This window comes from Microbacterium mangrovi (assembly GCF_000802305.1).
GTDB classification, from domain to species: domain Bacteria; phylum Actinomycetota; class Actinomycetes; order Actinomycetales; family Microbacteriaceae; genus Microbacterium; species Microbacterium mangrovi.
Map to the genome: position 1 here is coordinate 60,143 of NZ_JTDK01000015.1, position 17,801 is coordinate 77,943.

Here is a 17,801-nt window from a genome sequence, read left to right on the forward strand (position 1 = left end):
GCCGGGTCCGACCCGGCGGCGGCGCGTGGTCCTGGTCACGCGATCGCGTAGCCTCCGTCGACGTTCAGCACGGTTCCGGTGATGTAGGCCGCGTCGTCGGAGACGAGGAACCGCACCGCCCGGGCGACGTCGTCGGCGCGCCCCCATCGGCCGAGCGGGATGCGCGCGTCGATCGCGGCGCGGCGCGCGTCGTCCTGCTGTGCGCGGGTCGACATCGGGGTCTCGATCCATCCCGGCGCCACCGCGTTCGCCCGGATGCCGTCCGCCGCGTAGCCGACGGCCTGCGAGCGAGTGAGGGCGACGATCGCACCCTTGGAGGCGGCGTAGCCCGGGGCGTTGGCCGTGCCGAAATAGCTCCACATCGACGCGAAGTTGACGATCGCACCGCCGCGGGCCGCCAGTCGAGGCCGCAGGTGCTCGGCCGCGGTGAGGGCCGCCGTGACGTTGACGTCGAGGACGGTGCGGAACGTCGCGGGATCCCACTCCGCGCGGTCGCGCAGCACGGCGGCGCAGGTCACCAGCGCGTCCACCGGACGGTTGCCCGCCGTGGCGTCCGCCAGCGCCGCCGCATCGGTGATGTCGGCGTGCGCGAACCGCATGCCCTCCGGGAGCTGCTGGTCGGATGCCAGCCCGACCGCGAGCACGTCCCATCCGTCTGCCGCGATCAGCCCGCCGATCGCCTTGCCGATTCCCGTTCCGCCGCCGGTGATCACAGCCAGCTTGCGCTCCTGGGGCATCCTGCCCACCTCCTGATGCGATCGTCCGTCGACCGCGATAGTAGAAATTTCTTCGAAGTCTAGTTTGACAATGGATAAAATTTCAATCACGATGAGGGCATGCAGACGAAGCCGTCACCGCCTCCTCCCACGGATGCCGCCCTCCTCGCCGATCGCGCCACGTTCGTGCGCACCGAGACGATCCGGCTCATCGAGATCGCCGGAACCGGCCACTACAGCAGCGTCTTCTCCTGCGCCGAGATCTTCGCCGCCCTCTACTACGCGGTGATGCGCCTCGACCCCGCGCGGCCGCAGTGGCAGGAGCGCGACCGCTTCCTCATGGGCAAGGGGCATGCGGCCGTGGGCCTGTTCCCGATCCTCGCCGATCTGGGCTACTTTCCGACCGAACTTCTCGACGGCTACACCCGCCTCGGGAGCCCGCTGGGCGACCACCCCGACATGACCAAGGTCCCGGGCATCGACTTCAGCTCCGGCTCCATCGGACACGCGCTCTCGAACGGGCTCGGGATGGTCCTCGGTGGCCGGTTCCACCATCGCGACTTCTTCGCGTACGTGATGCTCGGCGACGGCGAGATGCAGGAGGGCCAGGTCTGGGAGGCGGCGATGTCCGCGGCGCACCACCGGGCCGGCCGTCTCGTCGCGATCGTGGACCGCAACGGCTACCAGCTGGACGGCGCCGTCGACGACGTCATCGGCATCGAACCGCTCGCCGACAAGTGGCGGGCCTTCGGCTGGGAGACGCATGACGTCGACGGCCATGACGCCGTCGCCGTCGCCGACCTGCTGATCGGGCTGCGCGACCGGCCCGCGGATGCCGCGCCGGTCTGCATCATCGCGCACACGAGCAAGGGCAAGGGCGTGTCGTACATGGAGGCGGAGCCGGGATGGCACCTCGGGTACCTGGCGCCGGACGACGGACGGCGAGCGATCGCCGAGATCAGGGGAGCATCGGCATGAGCGGCACGCAGAATCCGGCATCCTGGCAGTACCGGGCGCTCAACGAGCTGAACCCCGGCCTCGATCACCTCTCCGACGGGTTGACGGACCTCGTGGAGGCCGGGCATCCCGTCGTCGCCGGCACGGCGGACCTGCAGTACTCCAACGGCCTGGTGTCGTTCGCACAGCGCCACCCCGACCGGTTCGTCCAGTTCGGGATCTCCGAGCAGAACATGGTCTCGGCCGCCGCGGGCCTGGCGACGGCCGGGACCATGCCGTTCGTGGCGACCTTCGCGTCGTTCCTCGCGCTGCTGTGCTGCGAGCAGATCCGCATGGACGTCGCCTACACGAAGCTCCCGGTGCGGCTCATCGGCCACCACACCGGCATCGCTCTCGGCTTCTACGGCACCAGCCACCACGCCACCGAGGACATCTCCACGATGCGCGCGCTCGCCGGCCTGACGGTCGTGTCACCCGCCGACGGCCCGCAGCTGCGCGCGGCGATCCGCGCCAGCGCCGACTGGCCCGAGCCGATCTACTTCCGCATCAGCCGCGGCCGTGACCCGCAGGTCTACGACGACGACACCGTGTTCGAGTTCGGCCGCGCCATCACGCACGCCGAGGGCGGCGACCTCACGATCATCGCCTGCGGCACGCAGGTGCACCCGGCGCTGGCCGCGGCCGAGGCGCTGCGCGCCGACGGCCTCTCGGTCGGGGTGATCGACATGGCGACGATCAAGCCGCTCGACATCGAGGCGGTCCGTGCGGCATCCCGCTCGCGCGTCGTGCTGACCGTCGAAGAGCACAACGTGCTCGGGGGGCTGGGCTCCGCCGTGGCCGAAGTGATGGCCGAGGAGCCGACCGGCGCGCGCCTGGTGCGCCACGGCATCCGCGACGAATACAGCCTCATCGCACCGCCGACGCACCTCTACCGGCATTACGGTCTCGACGCCGCGGGCATCGAACGGATCGCCCGGGAGGCTCTGGCATGAGCGCGGCGCTCCCCGGCAACTGGCACCCGCGACACCGCGCTCCCCAGCCGGGTCCGGTGGTGCTGCTCGATCTCGACGGCGTCATCGCGGACGCCGCCCACCGCCAGCGCTTCCTGCACCAGGACGAGCCGGACTGGACGGGCTTCTACGCCGGTGTCTCCGCCGACGGGGTGATCGCGGCGGGCCGTGCGCTCGCGGCATCCGTCGCGGCCGAGCTTCCGGTGCTGATCCTGACCGGTCGCATCGACGACGTCGCGGACGCGACCCGCGACTGGCTCGACGTGCACGGCATCCGCTGGGACATGCTGATCTGCCGCCCGCCGGAGGAGGACGACGACGCGCGGCACGCCGTGGACTACAAACGAGAAGAGATCGCCCGGCTGCGGGCGCTCGGCTTCGACCCTCGCCTCGCGGCGGACGACAACCGCAAGATCGTCGCGATGTACGAGGACGCCGGCATCCCGGCCCTGTACATCCCGAGCGGCTACTACGACAACTCGCAGAGATACGACGGCGGCGTCTGACGCGCCGCCCGAAGGAGACGACACCGTGACCGATTCGATCGATCCGCGCTTTCCGCATCCGCCGGGAACCGACGGCCAGGTCGTGCTGTGGTGGCTGGGGCAGGCGGGTTTCGCCGTGCGCCACCGCGAGACCCTGCTGTTCATCGACCCCTACCTGAGCGATGTCCTGGCCGACAAGTACCGCGGGCGCATCTTCCCGCACACCCGCCTGCAGCCACCCCCGGTGAACCCCTCTGACGTGGTGGGCCTGGATGCCGTCCTGTGCACGCACGGACACACCGACCACATGGATCTCGGCGCCATCCCGTACCTGCAGACCGGGTCGGATCCGCTGTTCGTCATTCCGCGCGCCGAGGCCGTCAAGGGGATGAGCCGGGGCATCCCCGCCGCCCGTCTCGTCGGGATCGACGCCGGCGAGACCTTCGAGGCCCCGGGCTTCCGCGTCACCGCCGTGCCCGCTGCGCACGAGGAACTGACCGTGGACGCCCACGGGCAGAACCTCTTCCTCGGGTATGTGATCGAGATCGGCGGGATGCGCATCTATCACTCCGGCGACTGCGCACCGTACCCGGGGCAGCACGAGATCGTCGCGGCGCTCGGGGTCGACCTCGCTCTGCTGCCGGTGAACGGCCGCGATGCGCACCGCAAGGCCAACGGCGTTCCCGGGAATCTCACCCTCGACGAGGGCCTCGAGCTGGTGCGCGCCGCCGGCATCCCGGCGCTCGTCTGCCATCACTGGGGCATGTTCGCGTTCAACACGGCCGACCCGGACGAGTTGCGCGCCCGGCTGGCCGATACCGCCGGCACCCGCGGGCATGTTCCGGCGCTGGGCGATCCGTTCACCGCGCAGGAGCTGATCGGATGACCACGACGTTCTCGTTCTTCGGCGTGACCACCGGCTCCTCGGCGATCCGGCGGATCTTCCCACGGTGGATGTCCGAGCTGGGCATCGACTCGGAGCTGGTCGGACTGGACTTCCCGGTCGGCGCTCCGCCTGCCGACTACCGGGCCGCCGTCGCGCGGATCAAGGCGGATCCGCTGGCGGTCGGGGGTCTCATCACGACGCACAAGCTGAACGTGCTCGCCGCGGCGCGCGACCTGTTCGACGGTCTCGACGACGCCGCCACGCTGCTGAAGGAGACGAGCTGCCTCCACAAGGACGGCGAACGCCTGCTCGGAGCGGCACTGGACGACCGCACGAGCCTGCTCGGGCTGGATGCCGCGGTCGGCGCGGACTACTGGGACGACGAGCGGGAGCTGGTCGTGCTGGGTGCCGGCGGCGCGAGCATCGCCCTGACCCTCGGACTCCATCGCGCGGCGCAGGCGGGCCGGGCCATTCCGGCCCGGGTGGCCGTGACGGCGCGGTCCGAGGCGCGACTCGATGAGATGCGCGAACTGCACGAGCGCATCGGATTCGCCGCGCCCGTCGAGTACCTCGTGGCGGAATCGCCCGTCGCCGCCGACCGGGTCGTCGCCGCAGCGACTCCGGGCGCGGTGATCGTGAATGCGACGGGGATGGGCAAGGACCGCCCCGGGTCGCCGGTGTCGGCCCGGGCCCCCTATCCCCGGGAGTCCGTGCTGTGGGACATGAACTACCGCGGCGAGCTCCACTTCCTGGCGGATGCGCGGGAGAGGGCACGCCCCGACCTGCGCATCGTCGACGGCTGGGACTACTTCGTCTACTCGTGGACGAAGGTCGTCGCCGTGGTCTACGGCATCGATATCCCGGCGTCCGGCGCGCTCTTCGACCGTCTCTCCGAGCTGGCGCGCACGGCCTGAACGACGGACGCACGCGACGAGCCCCCGTTCGCACCCGTGCTGAAGGGGGACGAGCGGGGGCTCGCTTTGGGGGATGGGCGCTGGGAACGCCCGAGGCCTTGGGAAAGGGCCCTTGCGCACACTGTATGCCCGTGGATGTGTCACGGACAGGGGGTGTTCGGCGCGTCCCGAGAACGGGCGGCCACCCGGCGTCACCCCACGAGACGCCGGGTGGCGAGCTCCTGCGCGTTGCCGCGCACGGCGTCGTCGCTCGAGACGAGCTCCAAGAAGTCGTCACGGCTGAGGGTGAGCAGCACCGTGTCGGTCTCGGCGCGCACGGTCGCGGTGCGGGGGACGTCCCGCAGCAGCCCGATCTCGCCGAACACGTCGCCCGCACTCTCGGTGCGCAGGTGCCGGTCGTCCTGGGTGACCTCGACCTCGCCGGACTCGATGACGTAGAAGCGGTCCGAGATGCCACCCTCGGCGACGATGATCTCGCCCGCCGGCGCCGTCGCGGGCTCGAGCTTGTGCGCGATGCGGTCGAGCATGGCCGGGGCGAGCGGGCGGAACAGATCGACCTTCTCGAGCAGCGACAGCCCGCGCGGCGGGGTGAGGCGTTTGTCCAGGTGCGGGATCCGGAGGGCGCACACCACGCAGACTGCGGTGCCGACGATCCCCATCGCGATGATGGCGGTTCCGAGCCCGAGCCAGTTGACGAGGACCGGCGTCACGAATGCGCCGAGCGCCGCTGCCGCGATGAACGTCGACTCGATCGCCGCGAACACGCGCGAGAGGATGCGATCGGCGACCAGGCGCGGCGGAATGGTGCCGTATCCGACATTGATCATCGGATCGCACAGGCCGATGACGATGAGGGCTGCAACCGCCACGAGGGGAAACGGCGCGATCCCGACCAGGATGAGCGGGAGACACCATCCCAGTACCCCGAAGATCATCAGCCGACCGAGCTTAACCCGTCCGGCGATGCCCAGGATGATGAACCCACCGGCGAACGTGGCCGCCCCCAGCACGGCGTTGAGCAGGCCGACCTTGTTCGCATCGCCGAGCATCTGCGCCGCGATGAGCACCACGATGATGTTGAGGACGCCGCAGAGGATGCCGTTGACGGCCATCAGGCCGCTCAGGGCGAGGAGGTCTCGGTCTTTGCCGATGGCGGCGAACCCGCCGGCGGCCTCCTTGATGAACGGGCCCTCTTCTTCCTCGTCGTCCGACTTGCGCTCCTCGGGCGAGTCCTTCTGCACCCCCGCCACCATGATGAGCGACCAGCCCAGGCCGACGGCGTTCAGAAGCACGACGGGCACGACCCCGACAATGCCGAGCAGGATGCCCGCGATGGCAGGTCCGGCGAACTGGGCGGTGCTCTCGATGATCTCCGCGGTCGCGTTGGCCGAGGTCAGCTGCTTCGGGTTCTCGACGAGGTGGGGGAGCAGGCCCGCCTGCGCAGAACGGAACGTCCCCGACACGATCGACATGAGGGTGGCCGGCACGAGCACGGCCCACATGTTCAGCTGGAACCAGATGGCCAGGGCGGCGAGCACTACGAGCACGAGGCTGATGGCGTTGACGGCGAGCATGTAGTTGCGGCGCGACATGCGGTCGGCGATGGTGCCGCCGATCGGGGTGAGCATCGCCATCAGCAGGAACCGGATGCCGACCCAGATGCCCACCAGGGTGGCGCCGCCCTCGTGGTAGGCCCAGACCATGATGGCCATCGCGTACGCCCACTGGCACATCGAGGCGCCGAGCAGACCGAGTTGGATCCGCCGGACGTTCCTGTTCTGCCAGACGGTGGCGACGTTCTCCCGGAAGAGCGCGAGGCCGCGCCGTTCGTCAGTCGCGGTATCAGTCATCGGACGCCGACACAACGTTCACGCGCATGGAGACTCCATAGGCACCGCCGCGGCCCCAGTACCGCGGGTGACCTGAGAATAGCCCTCCGCGACCGGCCGCAAAAGGGGGATCATCGTGCCGTTGGGACCGGTTTCACAGTTCTTGACCGGGCGGTCAGTCAGGTCTATTCTGAGGGCGACCCCCGCATCGGGAGCCACCACCCCTTTCGAAGGAGGGAGAGTCGAATGAAGAAATGGACGCGCTGGGAGGACTGGGTCGCCGTCGGCGTCGGACTCATCGTCGCGCTGTCGACGTTCGTGGTGCCTCAGGTCGGCGCCTCGATGCCCTGGATGCTGATCCTCGGCATCCTGCTGATCGCCTCCGGCCTCGTGAACCTCGCGATGCCCGGCCTCGTCGCCATGGAGTACGTGCAGCTCGCCCTCGGCGTTCTGCTGATCGTGGCCCCCTGGCTCGGCGCCTACGCGACCGCGATGACCGGCCCGGCCTGGCTGAGCTGGATCGGCGGCATCGTCTGCGTGGTCGTCGCGGCGATGGCCATCAGGCCGGCCATGCACGCTGGGCACGACCGTTCCCTTCCGCACTGATTCATCGGCTGAGACTGGGACGACGGATGCGACCGCCGTCCCAGTCGCGTGTGTGAGGATGCGCACATGACCCGAAGCAAGGAGAGCCGGACGCTGATCCTCGACGCGGCCGAGAAGCTCTTCGCCGAAGGCGGCTTCGACGCCACCCCGACCGCGGCGATCGCGCGGTCGGCGGGCGTGCCGAAAGGGCTGCTGTTCTACTACTTCCCCAGCAAGACGGATCTGCTGCGGGCCCTCGTCACCGAGCGGCTCGAGCTGGACCCGATCGACACCAGACCCCTCGTCGCGCGGGGGGACCCGGCCCGGACGCTGCTGAACGTCTCGGCCGTGCTCCGCCGGGTGCAGGAGGAGTCCGAGGTGCGCCGCGTCATCGTGTGGCGCGAGCAGCGCACCCACCCCGAGGTCCATGCCGGGCTGCGCCACTACCGGCGCCAGTTGCAGGGCCTCGTCGAGCAGGTGCTCGGCGCCAGCCTCCTCCATCCGATCGGCGCGCATCGCCTGCGCGCGGCCGCCACGGCGTGGGTGGCGATCCTCACCACCCCGGCCCTGCGCGACCGCGGCGGCGCCGACGAGTCGCAGGCGCCGCCCGCCGACGTGCCGGTCGGGGAGGCCGAGGCGGCCGACCTTCCGGCGCTCGCCGACCTCATCTCCGCCGGCCTCCAGGACCCGGCGGACTGATCGCGCCGTGGCGGCATCCCACGTCCGCTGGCAGACTGCACGCATGATCGAAGCGCTCTCCGACCTGCCCTCCGGAACCGTGGGATTCCGTGCCCACGGCGTCGTCACGGCCGACGACTACCGCGACGTCGTCGAACCCGCACTCGCAGCTGCGCACGCGAGCGCACCGGCCGTCAACCTGGTCTTCATCATCGGCGAGGACGTCGAGCGGTTCAGCCTCGGCGCGATGATCCAGGATGCCGAGGTCGGCGCCGCCCCTCTCTCGGACTGGGGACGCCTCGCCGTCGTGACCGACAAGCACTGGATCGAGGGGGCTCTCAACCTGTTCGCCGGCCTCTTCCACGGAAAGGTTCGGGTCTTCCCGGTCTCGCAGGAGGCCGCGGCCATCGCCTGGGCGACCCAGAACCCGGCGGACTGAACCGGCCGTACCGAACGCAGGACGAACACCCCCGGCGTCAGCCCGCGACCGCGCAATGGAGCGGGCGCGGGGCGAGGGGAACGTCGACGATCCTGCGTTCGGTACACCGGTCGGGTATCGGATGCCGCGCCGGAGGGAGGCGGACCGGAGCGGCAGCCGAGTCTTCGTGACGGCGGCCCGGGTCAGGCGGGCTGCACCGTCGATTCGGCGAATCGCGGGTCGGCGGCGGTCACGACGTGCACCGCGCCGACGATCTCGATCGCAGTCTCCGTCTCGCGGTCGGCGCACGAACCGCCGACCCACAGCTCGACCGCGCCCGGCTCCACGATCCGGGTGCGGTCGCGACCGGTGAACGCGAGTCGCGCGGTCGGCACCCGGAAGGTCACGACGGCCTCCTCGCCGGCCTCGAGCGGCACCCGCCGGTACGCCAGCAGCTGCGCGACGGGCCGGGTGACGCTGGCGTAGACGTCGCGCGCGTACAGCTGCACGAGATCGGTGCCGGCGCGGTCGCCGGTGTTGCGCACGCGGACGGATGCCGTGAACGTGTCGCCGGCGACGACGGATTCCTGCGCATCGAGCTCCGTGCGAGCGAACCCGGTGTAGCCGAGGCCGTGCCCGAAGGGCAGCAGCGGCGTCGGGTCGGCGCTGGTGATCTCGCTCGGTCCGCCGAGGATCGGATGCAGGTACGAATACGGCTGCGCACCCGCCGATCGCGGCAGCGACACCGGCAGGTGCCCGGACGGCGACACCCGGCCGGAGAGGATGCCGGCGATCGCGCCCGCCCCCTCCTCGCCCGGGAAGAACGCCTGCAGCACGGCCGCTGCCGCACCGGTCTCGCCCAGCGCCCAGTCGAGCGCGTACGGGCGTCCCGACAGCATCACGAGCACGACGGGCGTCCCCGTCGTCGCGACCGCCTCGACGAGCTGTCGCTGCGGCCCGGGAAGCTCCAGGCTGTCCGCGTCGTTGCCCTCGCCGACCGTGCCGCGACCGAACAGGCCCGCGCGATCGCCCACGACGACGATCGCCACGTCCGCGGCGCGGGCGGCATCCACCGCGGCAGGGATGCCGGAGACGTCGGCGCCCTCGACGGCGCACCCCGTCTCGACCCGGATCTGCGCGTCCGGGAGCTCGGACTGCAGCTCCTCGCGCAGGGTCGGGATGCGGAACCCGAGCGGGAGGTCGGGGTGGTGCGCCAGCACGTGGTTGGCGAACGAGTAGCAGCCCATGAGGGCCTCGGCGCTGTCGGCGTTGGGACCGATCAGTGCGATCCGACCCGCATCGGCTGCGAGCGGGAGGACGCCGTCGTTGGCCAGGAGCACGATCGACTCCTCGGCGAGCTTGCGGGCGATCGCGCGATGCTGCGGGCCGTCGAGGTCCACGTGCGCGGGCGGTTCGTCCAGGAACGCCTCGGGGGCGAGCAGCCCGAGCTCCTCCTTCTGGCGGAGCACCCGCAGCACGGCACGGTCGACCAGTGCGGCGGCATCCGGCGACGCCGTGCCCGTCCGCAGGCGCTCGGCGAGGACCAGGAACGCGTCGCCGCTGGGCAGCTCCACGTCGATGCCGGCGCGCAGGGCGAGCTCGGCCGCCTCCGCGAGGTCCGCGGCGACCGCGTGCATGGAGTGCAGGAACGCCACCGCGAAGTAATCCGACACGACGACCCCGTCGAAGCCCCAGCGCTCACGCAGCACTTCGGTCAGATACCGCGGGTCCGCAGCGACCGGTATCCCATCGATCTCGGTGTACGAGTTCATCACCGAGCGGACGCCGCCGTCGCGCACCGCCATCTCGAACGGGGGCAGGAAGACGTCTTCGATCAGGCGTTCGCCGGCCTGGACGGGGGCGTGGTTGCGTCCGGCCTGCGAGGCCGAGTACCCGACGAAGTGCTTGAGCGTCGCGTGGATGCCGGCATCCTGCAGTCCTCGCACGTACGCGGTGCCGACGGTTCCGACGAGGTACGGGTCCTCGCCGATGCACTCGTCGACGCGGCCCCAGCGCGGGTCCCGGATGACGTCGAGCACGGGGGCGAGGCCCTGATGGATGCCGAGCTCGCGCATCGACTCGCCGATCACCCGGCCGAGCTCGGCGACGGCATCCGGATCGAACGCGGCCCCCCAGGCGAGGGGAGTGGGGAAGGTGGCGGCCTTCCAGGCCGCGAGACCGGTGAGGCATTCCTCGTGCACGAGCGCCGGGATGCCGAGCCGGGTCTCGGCCCGCAGGCGCCGCTGTTCGTCCCACAGCCAGCGCGCGCGCTCTGCCGGTTCGACGGGGCGGGTGCCGTAGACGCGGGTGAGGTGGCCGAGGCCGTGCGCCACTGCGTCCGCATAGGCGGTCGAGGTCGCCATCTCGCCGGCCATCGGCGCCACGACCTCGTCGCCCTGATCGACCCAGAAGCCGACCAGCTGCGCGATCTTCTCGTCGGTCGTCATCCGCTCGAGCAGCTGCTCGGCGAGCGAGGCGTCCGACGTGCGGGTGTCTTCGTCCACGATCATCCCTTCACCGCACCGGTGAGGCCACCCACGATACGACGCTCGAAGACCGAGAAGAAGACGAGGGCCGGGATCATCGACAGCGACGTGAACGCCAGCACCTTCGCGGTGTCGACGGAGTACTGCGACGCGAACGCCTGGGTTCCCAGCGGCAGCGTGAACTGCGCCTGGTCGTTGAGGATGTACAGCGGCAGCAGGTAGCCGTTCCAGCTGCCGATGAACGCGAGGATGCCGACCGTGATGACGCCCGGCACGGCCAGCGGCAGCACCATCCGCCAGAAGAAGCCGAGACGGCTGCAGCCGTCGATGAAGGCGGCCTCCTGGATCTCGTCGGGGATCGCGCGCAGGAACGGCACGAGGATGATGATAGTGGTCGGCAGGGCGAAGGCGATCTGGGGCAGGATGACCCCGGTGAGGGAGTTCATGAGGCCCAGCGACCGCACCACGATGTACAGCGGTGTGATCGCGACGGTGAGCGGGAACATGAGTCCCGCGGCGAACAGCGCGTACAGGGCTGCGCGCCCGCGGAACCGGTACCGTGCCAGCACGTACGCCGCCATCAGCCCGAGCACGACGGCTCCCACGGAGGTCGCCGTGGCGGTGATGGTGGAGTTGAGCACCTCGCGCCAGAACGTCGAGCTGCCGAGGACTGCGAGGTAGTTCTCCACGTGCCAGGGATCCGGCCAGCCGGCCGGGTTCACGGTGATCTGCGAGTTGGTGCGGAACCCGCCGATGATGATGTAGAGCACCGGGGCCAGCATCAGCGCGATCACGAGGAGCGCGATGAACCAGACGACCGGGTTGCTCCAGTTGCGCGACCTGCGTGGCCGGTGCGGCGCGGTGCCGAGTGCGGCGGTGCCGAGGGCGGTCATGCGGCGGACCTTTCGGTGAGGGCGCCGTCGGTGTCGCGCCGGAGCACGAAGCGCTGGTAGATCAGCGCGACGACGAGGGAGATCAGGAAGAGCACGACCGCGACGGCGCTGCCGTACCCGAAGTTGCCGGCGTTGCGACCGTTCGAGACCATGTAGGTCACCATCGTCGAGGTGCCGGCGGTGGAGGCCACGTACTGGCCCCAGATGATGTACACGAGGTCGAACAGCTGCAGGGCGCCGATGATCGACAGGAACGCCCAGATCCGCAGCGTCGGGCCCAGCAGCGGGAACGAGATGCGCCACTGGATCTGCCAGTACGACGCGCCGTCGAGCGCGGCCGCCTCGTAGAGCTCCTCCGGGATGCCCTGGAGACCCGCGAGGAAGAGGATGACGGCGAATCCGACGTACTTCCAGGTGAGGATCGCCATGAGGGTCCAGATGGCGAGGTTGGGGTCTGCGAGCCAGTCGTGCACCGCCCACGGCATCCCGAGGTCCTTGAGCAGGTCGTTGAGCGCGCCCTGGGTCTGCAGCATGAGGCTGAATCCGGTGCCGACGACCACCTCGGAGATCACGTAGGGCACGAAGATCAGGACCCGGATGACAGAGCGTCCCCGCATCCGGCGGTTCAGCAGCAGGGCGAGGAGGATCGCGACCGGCCCCTGCAGCAGCAGCGAGGCGACGACGATGAACGCGTTGTGGCCGAGCGCCGCCTGGAACTCGGGGTCGGTGAGGATCGTAACGTAGTTCTTGAGGCCGATGAAGTCGGTGGCGGGCCCGTAGCCCTTCCAGTTGAAGAAGCCGTAGTAGCCGGCCATCACGACGGGGAAGACGACGAACCCGAGAAAGAAGACCACGGCCGGGCCGACGAGCAGCAGGACCTCGAGGCGGCCGCGCCACCCGAATCCTCCGCGGCGCCGGCGCCGCGACGACGAGGGCGGCGTGGTGCCGCCCTCGTCGCGCCGTGCGAGCTTCACGTCCGAGGCATCGGCCTCGAGGGTGTTCTCGCTGGTGAGCATCGTTCCGGTCAGCCCTTCGCGCCGGCCTGGTTCGCGGCCGCGATCAGCTGCGCCGGCGAGCTCTTGCCGGCGAGCATGTTCACGACGGCGACGTTGAGCGCGTTGCCGACGTTCTGGCCGAGCACGGTGTCCAGCCACTGCGAGACGTACGGCGCCTTGGAGTAGGCGGCGAGGATGTCCTTCAGGTAGGGCTCGGTGAGGGTCTTCTGCGCTGCGGAGTTGACCGGGATGGTGGTGAACGCCTTGGCGTAGGCGGTCTGCTGCGCGTCGGAGCCGATGAAGTTCAGGAAGTCGACGCACTGCTTGGGGGCCTTCGCCGAGCAGGAGTAGCCGTCGACACCGCCCATCATCGAACCGGGCTGACCCTGACCGGTCGAGTCGAGCTCGGGGAAGGGGTACCAGGCGAGGTCGGCCAGGGGCTTCTGGTTCGGGGTGAGGGAGGCGATCACGCCCGGGTCCCACGCGCCCATCAGCTCGCCGCCGGCCTTGTGGTTGGCGACGAGGCCGGCCGAGCTGCCCGCGCCCTGCTGGGCGGAGGTGGTCAGGAATCCGTCGTTGAACGGCTTCGTCGCCGCGAACTTCTGCAGGTCGTTCGCCGCGGCCGTCCAGCACGGGTCGTCGAACTTGTGCGAGTCGCCGGTCTTCTCCATCGTCGCCGGAGCGCACTCGCGCAGCGCGAACCAGTAGAACCAGTGCGCGGCGGGCCACGCGTCCTTGGCGCCGAGGGCGATGGGTGCGACGCCGCTCGCCTTGAGCTTGGCGTTCGCGGCCTCGAGCTCGCCGACCGTGGTCGGGGCGGCGGTGACGCCGGCCTTCTGGTAGACGTCCTTGCTGTAGAAGATGCCGCCGGGCTGGACGGCGAGGGGCATCGCCCAGACCTTGTCCTGGTAGGTCTCCGCCTTGAGGGAGCCGGCCGAGATGTTGGCCTTGGCTTCGCCGGCGACCTTGCCGGTGATGTCCATCAGCTGGCCGGCCTTGACCATGTCGGCCATCTTGCCGCCGCCGCGCTGCAGGAAGATGTCCGGCGGGTCGCCCGCGTTGAGCGAGGTCTGGAGCTTGCCGTCGAGGTCCTCGTTCTGGATCGACTGCATGGTGATGGTGACGTTCGGGTTGGCCTTCTCGAACGCCGCGATGGCGTCCTTCCAGTACTGCTGGCCGGGACCGGTGGTGGAGTTCTGCCACAGGGTCATCGTGACCTTGCCGTCACCCGAACCGCTGGAGCTTCCGTCGCCGCCGGCGCAGCCGCTGAGTGCCAGTGCACTGAGCGCCACGATCGCCGACCCCAACAGGATCTTGTTGGCTTTCATGTCTTCCTGTTCTCTTCATCGAGAGGCGGCTCCGTCGCGGAGACGCCGTGGATCTGCTTGGCGGGGAGGATGCCCCGCGCTGTGTCCGGATAAGTTTTACGATCCAACAAATATGTGTCAAACGTTTTCGAAAACGTTTTATAGCCGTTACCATCGAGCACATGACCATGCGCCCCACGATCCGAGACGTCGCGGCCGCGGCCGGAGTCTCGGTCGCCACCGTCTCCAAAGCCGTCAACGGACGGTACGGCGTGGCATCCAACACGGTCGAGAAGGTGATGCGCGTGGTCGAGGAACTGGGCTACGAATCCAGCCTGATCGCGAGCAGCATGCGCAGCCGCCGATCGGGGGTGATCGGCGTCCTCGTCGCCGACTTCGAGCCCTTCAGCACCGAGGTGCTGAAGGGGGTCTCCGCGGGTCTGCGCGACAAGCCGTACGAACTGCTCGCCTACAGCGCCGGGCACGCCCAGCGCGAGGGGTGGGAGCGCCGCTCGCTCAGTCGCCTGTCGGGCACCCTGATCGACGGGGTCATCATGGTCACGCCGAGCGTCGTGGGCGCCCAGTCCGGTGACGTGCCGATCGTCGCCATCGACCCGCACGCCGGGCCGGCGGACCTGCCGACCGTCGAGTCCGACAGCTTCGGCGGCGCGCGCGACGCGGTGGGCTACCTGATCGAACTGGGCCACACCCGCATCGGCTACATCGCCGGCCGCCCCGATCTGCGCTCGTCGCTCGCGCGCGAGGCGGGGTACCGCCGGGCGCTCGCGGATGCCGGGCTGCCCGCCGATCCGAACCTCATCGGCGCGGGGCGGTATATGACGGACGCCGCGCGCGAAGCCGCGGCGACGCTCCTCGCCAGGTCCGACCGGCCCACCGCGATCTTCGCGGCCAACGACCTCTCGGCGCTCGCGATCATCGCGGTCGCCGGGGAGCTCGGACTGCGCGTGCCGCAGGACCTGTCGGTGGTCGGCTTCGACGACATCCCCGAGGCGTCGCAGGCCAACCCGCCGCTGACCACGGTGCGCCAGCACATGCAGGCGCTCGGCGGGCGGGCGGTCGAGACGCTCGTGGCCCTCATGGACGGCGAGACCGTCTCCGAGACGCACCTGCGCCTGTCGACCCGACTGGTCGTCCGCGGGACCACCGCGCCCCCGGCCGGGGGCTCATGAGCCGGTGGTGAGCACCGTCCCGACGTGGTCGAGATCGAGGGACGGCACGAACGTCGGATCCTGATACAGCTGCTGCAGCACGTCGGTCGGCCGCGCGACGAGGTCGGCCGGATCGAACGCCGTCTCGCCCCCGCCCGCGAGCCACGCGCTCTCCCACACGACGCCGAGGAGCCGGATGGATGCCACCAGGTTCGCGACCGTGCCCGGGCCGAACCGCGACCACAGGGCGTCGGTGACCGCGACGGACGTGTCGTCGTCCTTCTGGGCGACGGCGGCGTAGGCATCCGCCAGGTCCTTGGGCGGGACGTTCTTCGCGGTGCTGTCCATGAGCCTGATCACCGCGATCGCCGCCTCGCGCCCGCTGTGCAGGCGCGCCGGGCGCCGGCCCTTCGTCAGAGCCTGGTCGAGGCTCGCCAGGATCTCCTGCTCGTGCCGGTCGATCATGGTCGACTCGTACGCCGAGTGGACCCCCTTGCGGCCGCCCGCCCCCGGGATGCCGTCGCTCAGATAGCTGCCGTGCAGCGGCTGGCTGGCGTCGCCGACGTAGTGCGCCACGAGGCCGGCCGCGGCGAGGTAGGCATCCAGCTGCTTCGCGCTGACGGCGGCCGCCATGGCATCGAAGAACTGCCACACGCGGAAGGGCAGCAGACCGCGATCCGCCGAGGCGGTGTGGCCGAGCGACGTGTAGTAGTCCTGCCAGACCGGCACCGCGACGTTGCCGGTGTCGGCCATGCACAGCTGACGCAGGGTCTTGCCGTCCCCGGGCCGTGGCTCGTCGATGTCGGCGTAGTGGCAGGGATGCTCCGGCCCCACGTTGAAGCGGATGTCGCGGCCGCCCTTCACCTTCGCGGGCAGGTTCTTCCAGATGAGGTCGGCCACGTCGGCCAGCGGCAGGAAGGCGCCGGCCTTCTTCTCGGCGACGGTGTCGTCGTTGATCGTGGTGTGGTCCAGGCGCTCCACCGCGAAGCTGATCCGGTCGGTGTTGGCCGCCATCAGCGTCGCGAGGTTCCTGCTGCGGATCGCGCTCGTGGTCGCGAGGGCGGCGATCGTGTAGTGCCCGGTCTTTCCCCAGTAGGGCTGGGCGCCGGTGTTGTACTCGACGACGAGTTCGACATCCAGCATCCGGAGCACGGTCGACAGGCTGGCGGCGAGGGCGAAGTTCCACTTCTGGTCGACGCCGGCGAGGAACGTCTGCCCGCCCCACTGCAGGGCGATCGGGCGCAGCCGGTCGCCGTAGACGAGGTGCCACACGGTGCCGGAGTCGCCGGGTCGGGACGACGGCGTGCCGGGATCGGGCGCGATGAGGAAGTCGGTGACATCGTCGTAGCCGCCGATCGACCGGTAGCGGTAGAACAGGGCGGCGATCGTGCCGCGCAGGCTTCCGGATGCCGCCCCGAACGCGCGCACCTCGGCGCCGATGAGGCGGGTCGTCACGTTCTGCTCGTTGAGGTCGGCGAGTTCTCCGGTGCGGGGGAGCCCGTAGGTCTGCGAGGTCCAGTCGCGGAGGGTGTCCAGCTCGATGAGCCCGGCATCCAGCGTGAGGAAGGTCCGCAGGCCGGAAAAGCCCGTGTACACGTCCGAGAACGGGCGGCGCGACAGCTGGAGGGCGCTGGATGCCCCGACCTTCACGGGCCGGCCCGCGAGGATGCTCGACACCTCGTGCCCGCGGGGGCCCGCCACGTGGCGGGAGGTCAGCGCGTAGACGGTGTGGCCGTCGGTGACGAGTGCGCCGACGGATGCCAGGTTCTCCTCGCCCTGGACGGTCGAGATCAGCGGGAATCCGCCGCCGATGCGCCCCGCCGGCCACGAGCGCTCCGGCAGAAGCGTCTCGGTGGGCGCGGCCGGATCGACCTTGACGACGCACACCGGCACGGCCCGGCCGTCGGCCATGAACAGGATGCGCGGCACGATGTCGTCGAACGGGACCTGATCGGCCGAGGCGCCGAACTCGTCGGCATCCACCCAGGTGTCGACGAACACGAGCACGCACGGCCATGAGTAGTCGCGCACCTCGGAGTTGTCCAGGGTGCGCTCCGACCTCACCGGGCGCGCCGCGAAGGCGAGGGTCGCGGGGCGGTGCCCGCTCGGCCACGGGTCGGTCTTGCGGATGCGGTACAGCCCGACCGCCGTGCCGACCACGTTGCGCTTGTTCAGCAGCTGCCAGTGGTACTGGTCGCGCGCCTCGAGGAGGTCCCGCACCCCCAGACTCGCGAAGTTGTGCTCCCCGCTCAAGACGTCCACCTCGGGCCCCCGTTCCCTCGTCGACGGGCTCAGGATAGACCCAACCGCCCCCGCGCACCCGGGGTCGGCTGTTCCGCTGTCCTGTTTCGCACGGGACGACGCAATTCAGGACAGCGGAACAGCCGGGAGAGCGGGCGGAGAAGGGGCGAGCGGGGGAGCGGGCGGGAGAGCGGGCGGGACGGAGAGCGAGCGGGAGAGGAGGACGGGGAGC

The 17,801-nt window shown here is 70.3% G+C and carries 16 protein-coding genes; 9 read left to right on the plus strand and 7 right to left on the minus strand.

Annotated features, from left to right (window positions below):
* Positions 1–35 precede the first annotated feature (35 nt).
* The gene (locus tag LK09_RS15425) at positions 36–737 is read right to left on the minus strand and encodes an SDR family NAD(P)-dependent oxidoreductase (RefSeq protein ID WP_039401404.1); all 702 of its coding nucleotides are present in this window, start codon (positions 735–737) and stop codon (positions 36–38) included.
* A gap of 99 nt (positions 738–836) precedes the next feature.
* Here LK09_RS15425 and LK09_RS15430 point away from each other — a divergent pair, with 99 nt between their 5' ends.
* The 5 genes from LK09_RS15430 to LK09_RS15450 are packed head-to-tail and all read left to right on the plus strand — an operon-like array spanning position 837 to position 4,968.
* Positions 837–1,694: a transketolase gene (locus LK09_RS15430; protein WP_039401406.1), complete on the plus strand. Its 858-nt coding sequence runs from the start codon at positions 837–839 to the stop codon at positions 1,692–1,694.
* A complete protein-coding gene (locus LK09_RS15435; RefSeq protein WP_039401408.1) occupies positions 1,691–2,665 on the plus strand; it encodes a transketolase family protein in 975 nt (324 codons plus the stop codon). The genes LK09_RS15430 and LK09_RS15435 overlap by 4 nt, the downstream gene beginning before the upstream one ends.
* Complete coding sequence (locus LK09_RS20890; RefSeq protein ID WP_052226866.1) at positions 2,662–3,189, plus strand: phosphatase domain-containing protein; 528 nt, start codon at positions 2,662–2,664, stop codon at positions 3,187–3,189. Before LK09_RS15435 ends, LK09_RS20890 begins: the two co-directional genes overlap by 4 nt.
* 25 nt (positions 3,190–3,214) lie before the next feature.
* Positions 3,215–4,054, plus strand: coding sequence for an MBL fold metallo-hydrolase (locus LK09_RS15445; protein ID WP_052226867.1), 840 nt, complete (start codon positions 3,215–3,217; stop codon positions 4,052–4,054).
* Positions 4,051–4,968, plus strand: coding sequence for a shikimate dehydrogenase family protein (locus LK09_RS15450; RefSeq protein WP_039401411.1), 918 nt, complete (start codon positions 4,051–4,053; stop codon positions 4,966–4,968). Before LK09_RS15445 ends, LK09_RS15450 begins: the two co-directional genes overlap by 4 nt.
* A gap of 191 nt (positions 4,969–5,159) precedes the next feature.
* Here LK09_RS15450 and LK09_RS15455 read toward each other — a convergent pair whose 3' ends face one another.
* Positions 5,160–6,818 carry an MFS transporter gene (locus LK09_RS15455; protein WP_039401414.1) on the minus strand — a complete coding sequence of 553 codons (1,659 nt, stop codon included), beginning with the start codon at positions 6,816–6,818 and terminating at the stop codon, positions 5,160–5,162.
* A gap of 225 nt (positions 6,819–7,043) precedes the next feature.
* Here LK09_RS15455 and LK09_RS15460 point away from each other — a divergent pair, with 225 nt between their 5' ends.
* The 3 genes from LK09_RS15460 to LK09_RS15470 all read left to right on the plus strand — a co-directional run bounded on the left by LK09_RS15460 (position 7,044) and on the right by LK09_RS15470 (position 8,499).
* Positions 7,044–7,403, plus strand: coding sequence for an SPW repeat domain-containing protein (locus tag LK09_RS15460; RefSeq protein WP_039401416.1), 360 nt, complete (start codon positions 7,044–7,046; stop codon positions 7,401–7,403).
* Positions 7,404–7,469: 66 nt separating this feature from the next.
* Entirely contained in the window at positions 7,470–8,081 is a 612-nt protein-coding gene (locus tag LK09_RS15465; RefSeq protein WP_039401418.1) for a TetR/AcrR family transcriptional regulator, read from the plus strand.
* A gap of 43 nt (positions 8,082–8,124) precedes the next feature.
* Positions 8,125–8,499: a SpoIIAA family protein gene (locus tag LK09_RS15470; RefSeq protein ID WP_039401619.1), complete on the plus strand. Its 375-nt coding sequence runs from the start codon at positions 8,125–8,127 to the stop codon at positions 8,497–8,499.
* A gap of 182 nt (positions 8,500–8,681) precedes the next feature.
* Here the strand turns inward: LK09_RS15470 and LK09_RS15475 are convergent, their stop codons facing one another.
* From LK09_RS15475 to LK09_RS15490, 4 genes are read right to left on the minus strand one after another with little or no spacing between them, the layout of a single operon-like run.
* A complete protein-coding gene (locus tag LK09_RS15475; RefSeq protein WP_039401622.1) occupies positions 8,682–10,982 on the minus strand; it encodes a beta-xylosidase/alpha-l-arabinosidase in 2,301 nt (766 codons plus the stop codon).
* A 2-nt stretch (positions 10,983–10,984) separates the two neighbouring features.
* Positions 10,985–11,857: a carbohydrate ABC transporter permease gene (locus tag LK09_RS15480; RefSeq protein WP_039401421.1), complete on the minus strand. Its 873-nt coding sequence runs from the start codon at positions 11,855–11,857 to the stop codon at positions 10,985–10,987.
* Positions 11,854–12,873, minus strand: coding sequence for a carbohydrate ABC transporter permease (locus LK09_RS15485; protein WP_039401423.1), 1,020 nt, complete (start codon positions 12,871–12,873; stop codon positions 11,854–11,856). The genes LK09_RS15480 and LK09_RS15485 overlap by 4 nt, the downstream gene beginning before the upstream one ends.
* Positions 12,874–12,881: 8 nt before the next feature.
* Entirely contained in the window at positions 12,882–14,180 is a 1,299-nt protein-coding gene (locus LK09_RS15490) for an ABC transporter substrate-binding protein (RefSeq protein WP_039401426.1), read from the minus strand.
* 161 nt (positions 14,181–14,341) lie between these two features.
* On the opposite strand from LK09_RS15490, the gene LK09_RS15495 reads away from it, so the two are divergent.
* Positions 14,342–15,349, plus strand: coding sequence for a LacI family DNA-binding transcriptional regulator (locus LK09_RS15495; protein ID WP_039401429.1), 1,008 nt, complete (start codon positions 14,342–14,344; stop codon positions 15,347–15,349).
* On the opposite strand, the gene LK09_RS15500 is transcribed toward LK09_RS15495, so the two are convergent.
* Entirely contained in the window at positions 15,344–17,590 is a 2,247-nt protein-coding gene (locus tag LK09_RS15500) for a Nal1-like putative serine protease (RefSeq protein WP_039401432.1), read from the minus strand. The two genes, LK09_RS15495 and LK09_RS15500, sit on opposite strands and share 6 nt — an antisense overlap.
* Positions 17,591–17,801: the final 211 nt, after the last annotated feature.

Coding starts and splice junctions, on each gene's coding strand:
- LK09_RS20890 (WP_052226866.1), top strand. CDS start 2,662: ATGAGCGCGGCGCTCCCCGGCAACTGGCACCCGCGACACCGCGCTCCC.
- LK09_RS15495 (WP_039401429.1), top strand. CDS start 14,342: ATGACCATGCGCCCCACGATCCGAGACGTCGCGGCCGCGGCCGGAGTC.
- LK09_RS15435 (WP_039401408.1), top strand. CDS start 1,691: ATGAGCGGCACGCAGAATCCGGCATCCTGGCAGTACCGGGCGCTCAAC.
- LK09_RS15490 (WP_039401426.1), bottom strand. CDS start 14,180: ATGAAAGCCAACAAGATCCTGTTGGGGTCGGCGATCGTGGCGCTCAGT.
- LK09_RS15430 (WP_039401406.1), top strand. CDS start 837: ATGCAGACGAAGCCGTCACCGCCTCCTCCCACGGATGCCGCCCTCCTC.
- LK09_RS15455 (WP_039401414.1), bottom strand. CDS start 6,818: ATGACTGATACCGCGACTGACGAACGGCGCGGCCTCGCGCTCTTCCGG.
- LK09_RS15460 (WP_039401416.1), top strand. CDS start 7,044: ATGAAGAAATGGACGCGCTGGGAGGACTGGGTCGCCGTCGGCGTCGGA.
- LK09_RS15450 (WP_039401411.1), top strand. CDS start 4,051: ATGACCACGACGTTCTCGTTCTTCGGCGTGACCACCGGCTCCTCGGCG.
- LK09_RS15465 (WP_039401418.1), top strand. CDS start 7,470: ATGACCCGAAGCAAGGAGAGCCGGACGCTGATCCTCGACGCGGCCGAG.
- LK09_RS15425 (WP_039401404.1), bottom strand. CDS start 737: ATGCCCCAGGAGCGCAAGCTGGCTGTGATCACCGGCGGCGGAACGGGA.
- LK09_RS15485 (WP_039401423.1), bottom strand. CDS start 12,873: ATGCTCACCAGCGAGAACACCCTCGAGGCCGATGCCTCGGACGTGAAG.
- LK09_RS15480 (WP_039401421.1), bottom strand. CDS start 11,857: ATGACCGCCCTCGGCACCGCCGCACTCGGCACCGCGCCGCACCGGCCA.
- LK09_RS15470 (WP_039401619.1), top strand. CDS start 8,125: ATGATCGAAGCGCTCTCCGACCTGCCCTCCGGAACCGTGGGATTCCGT.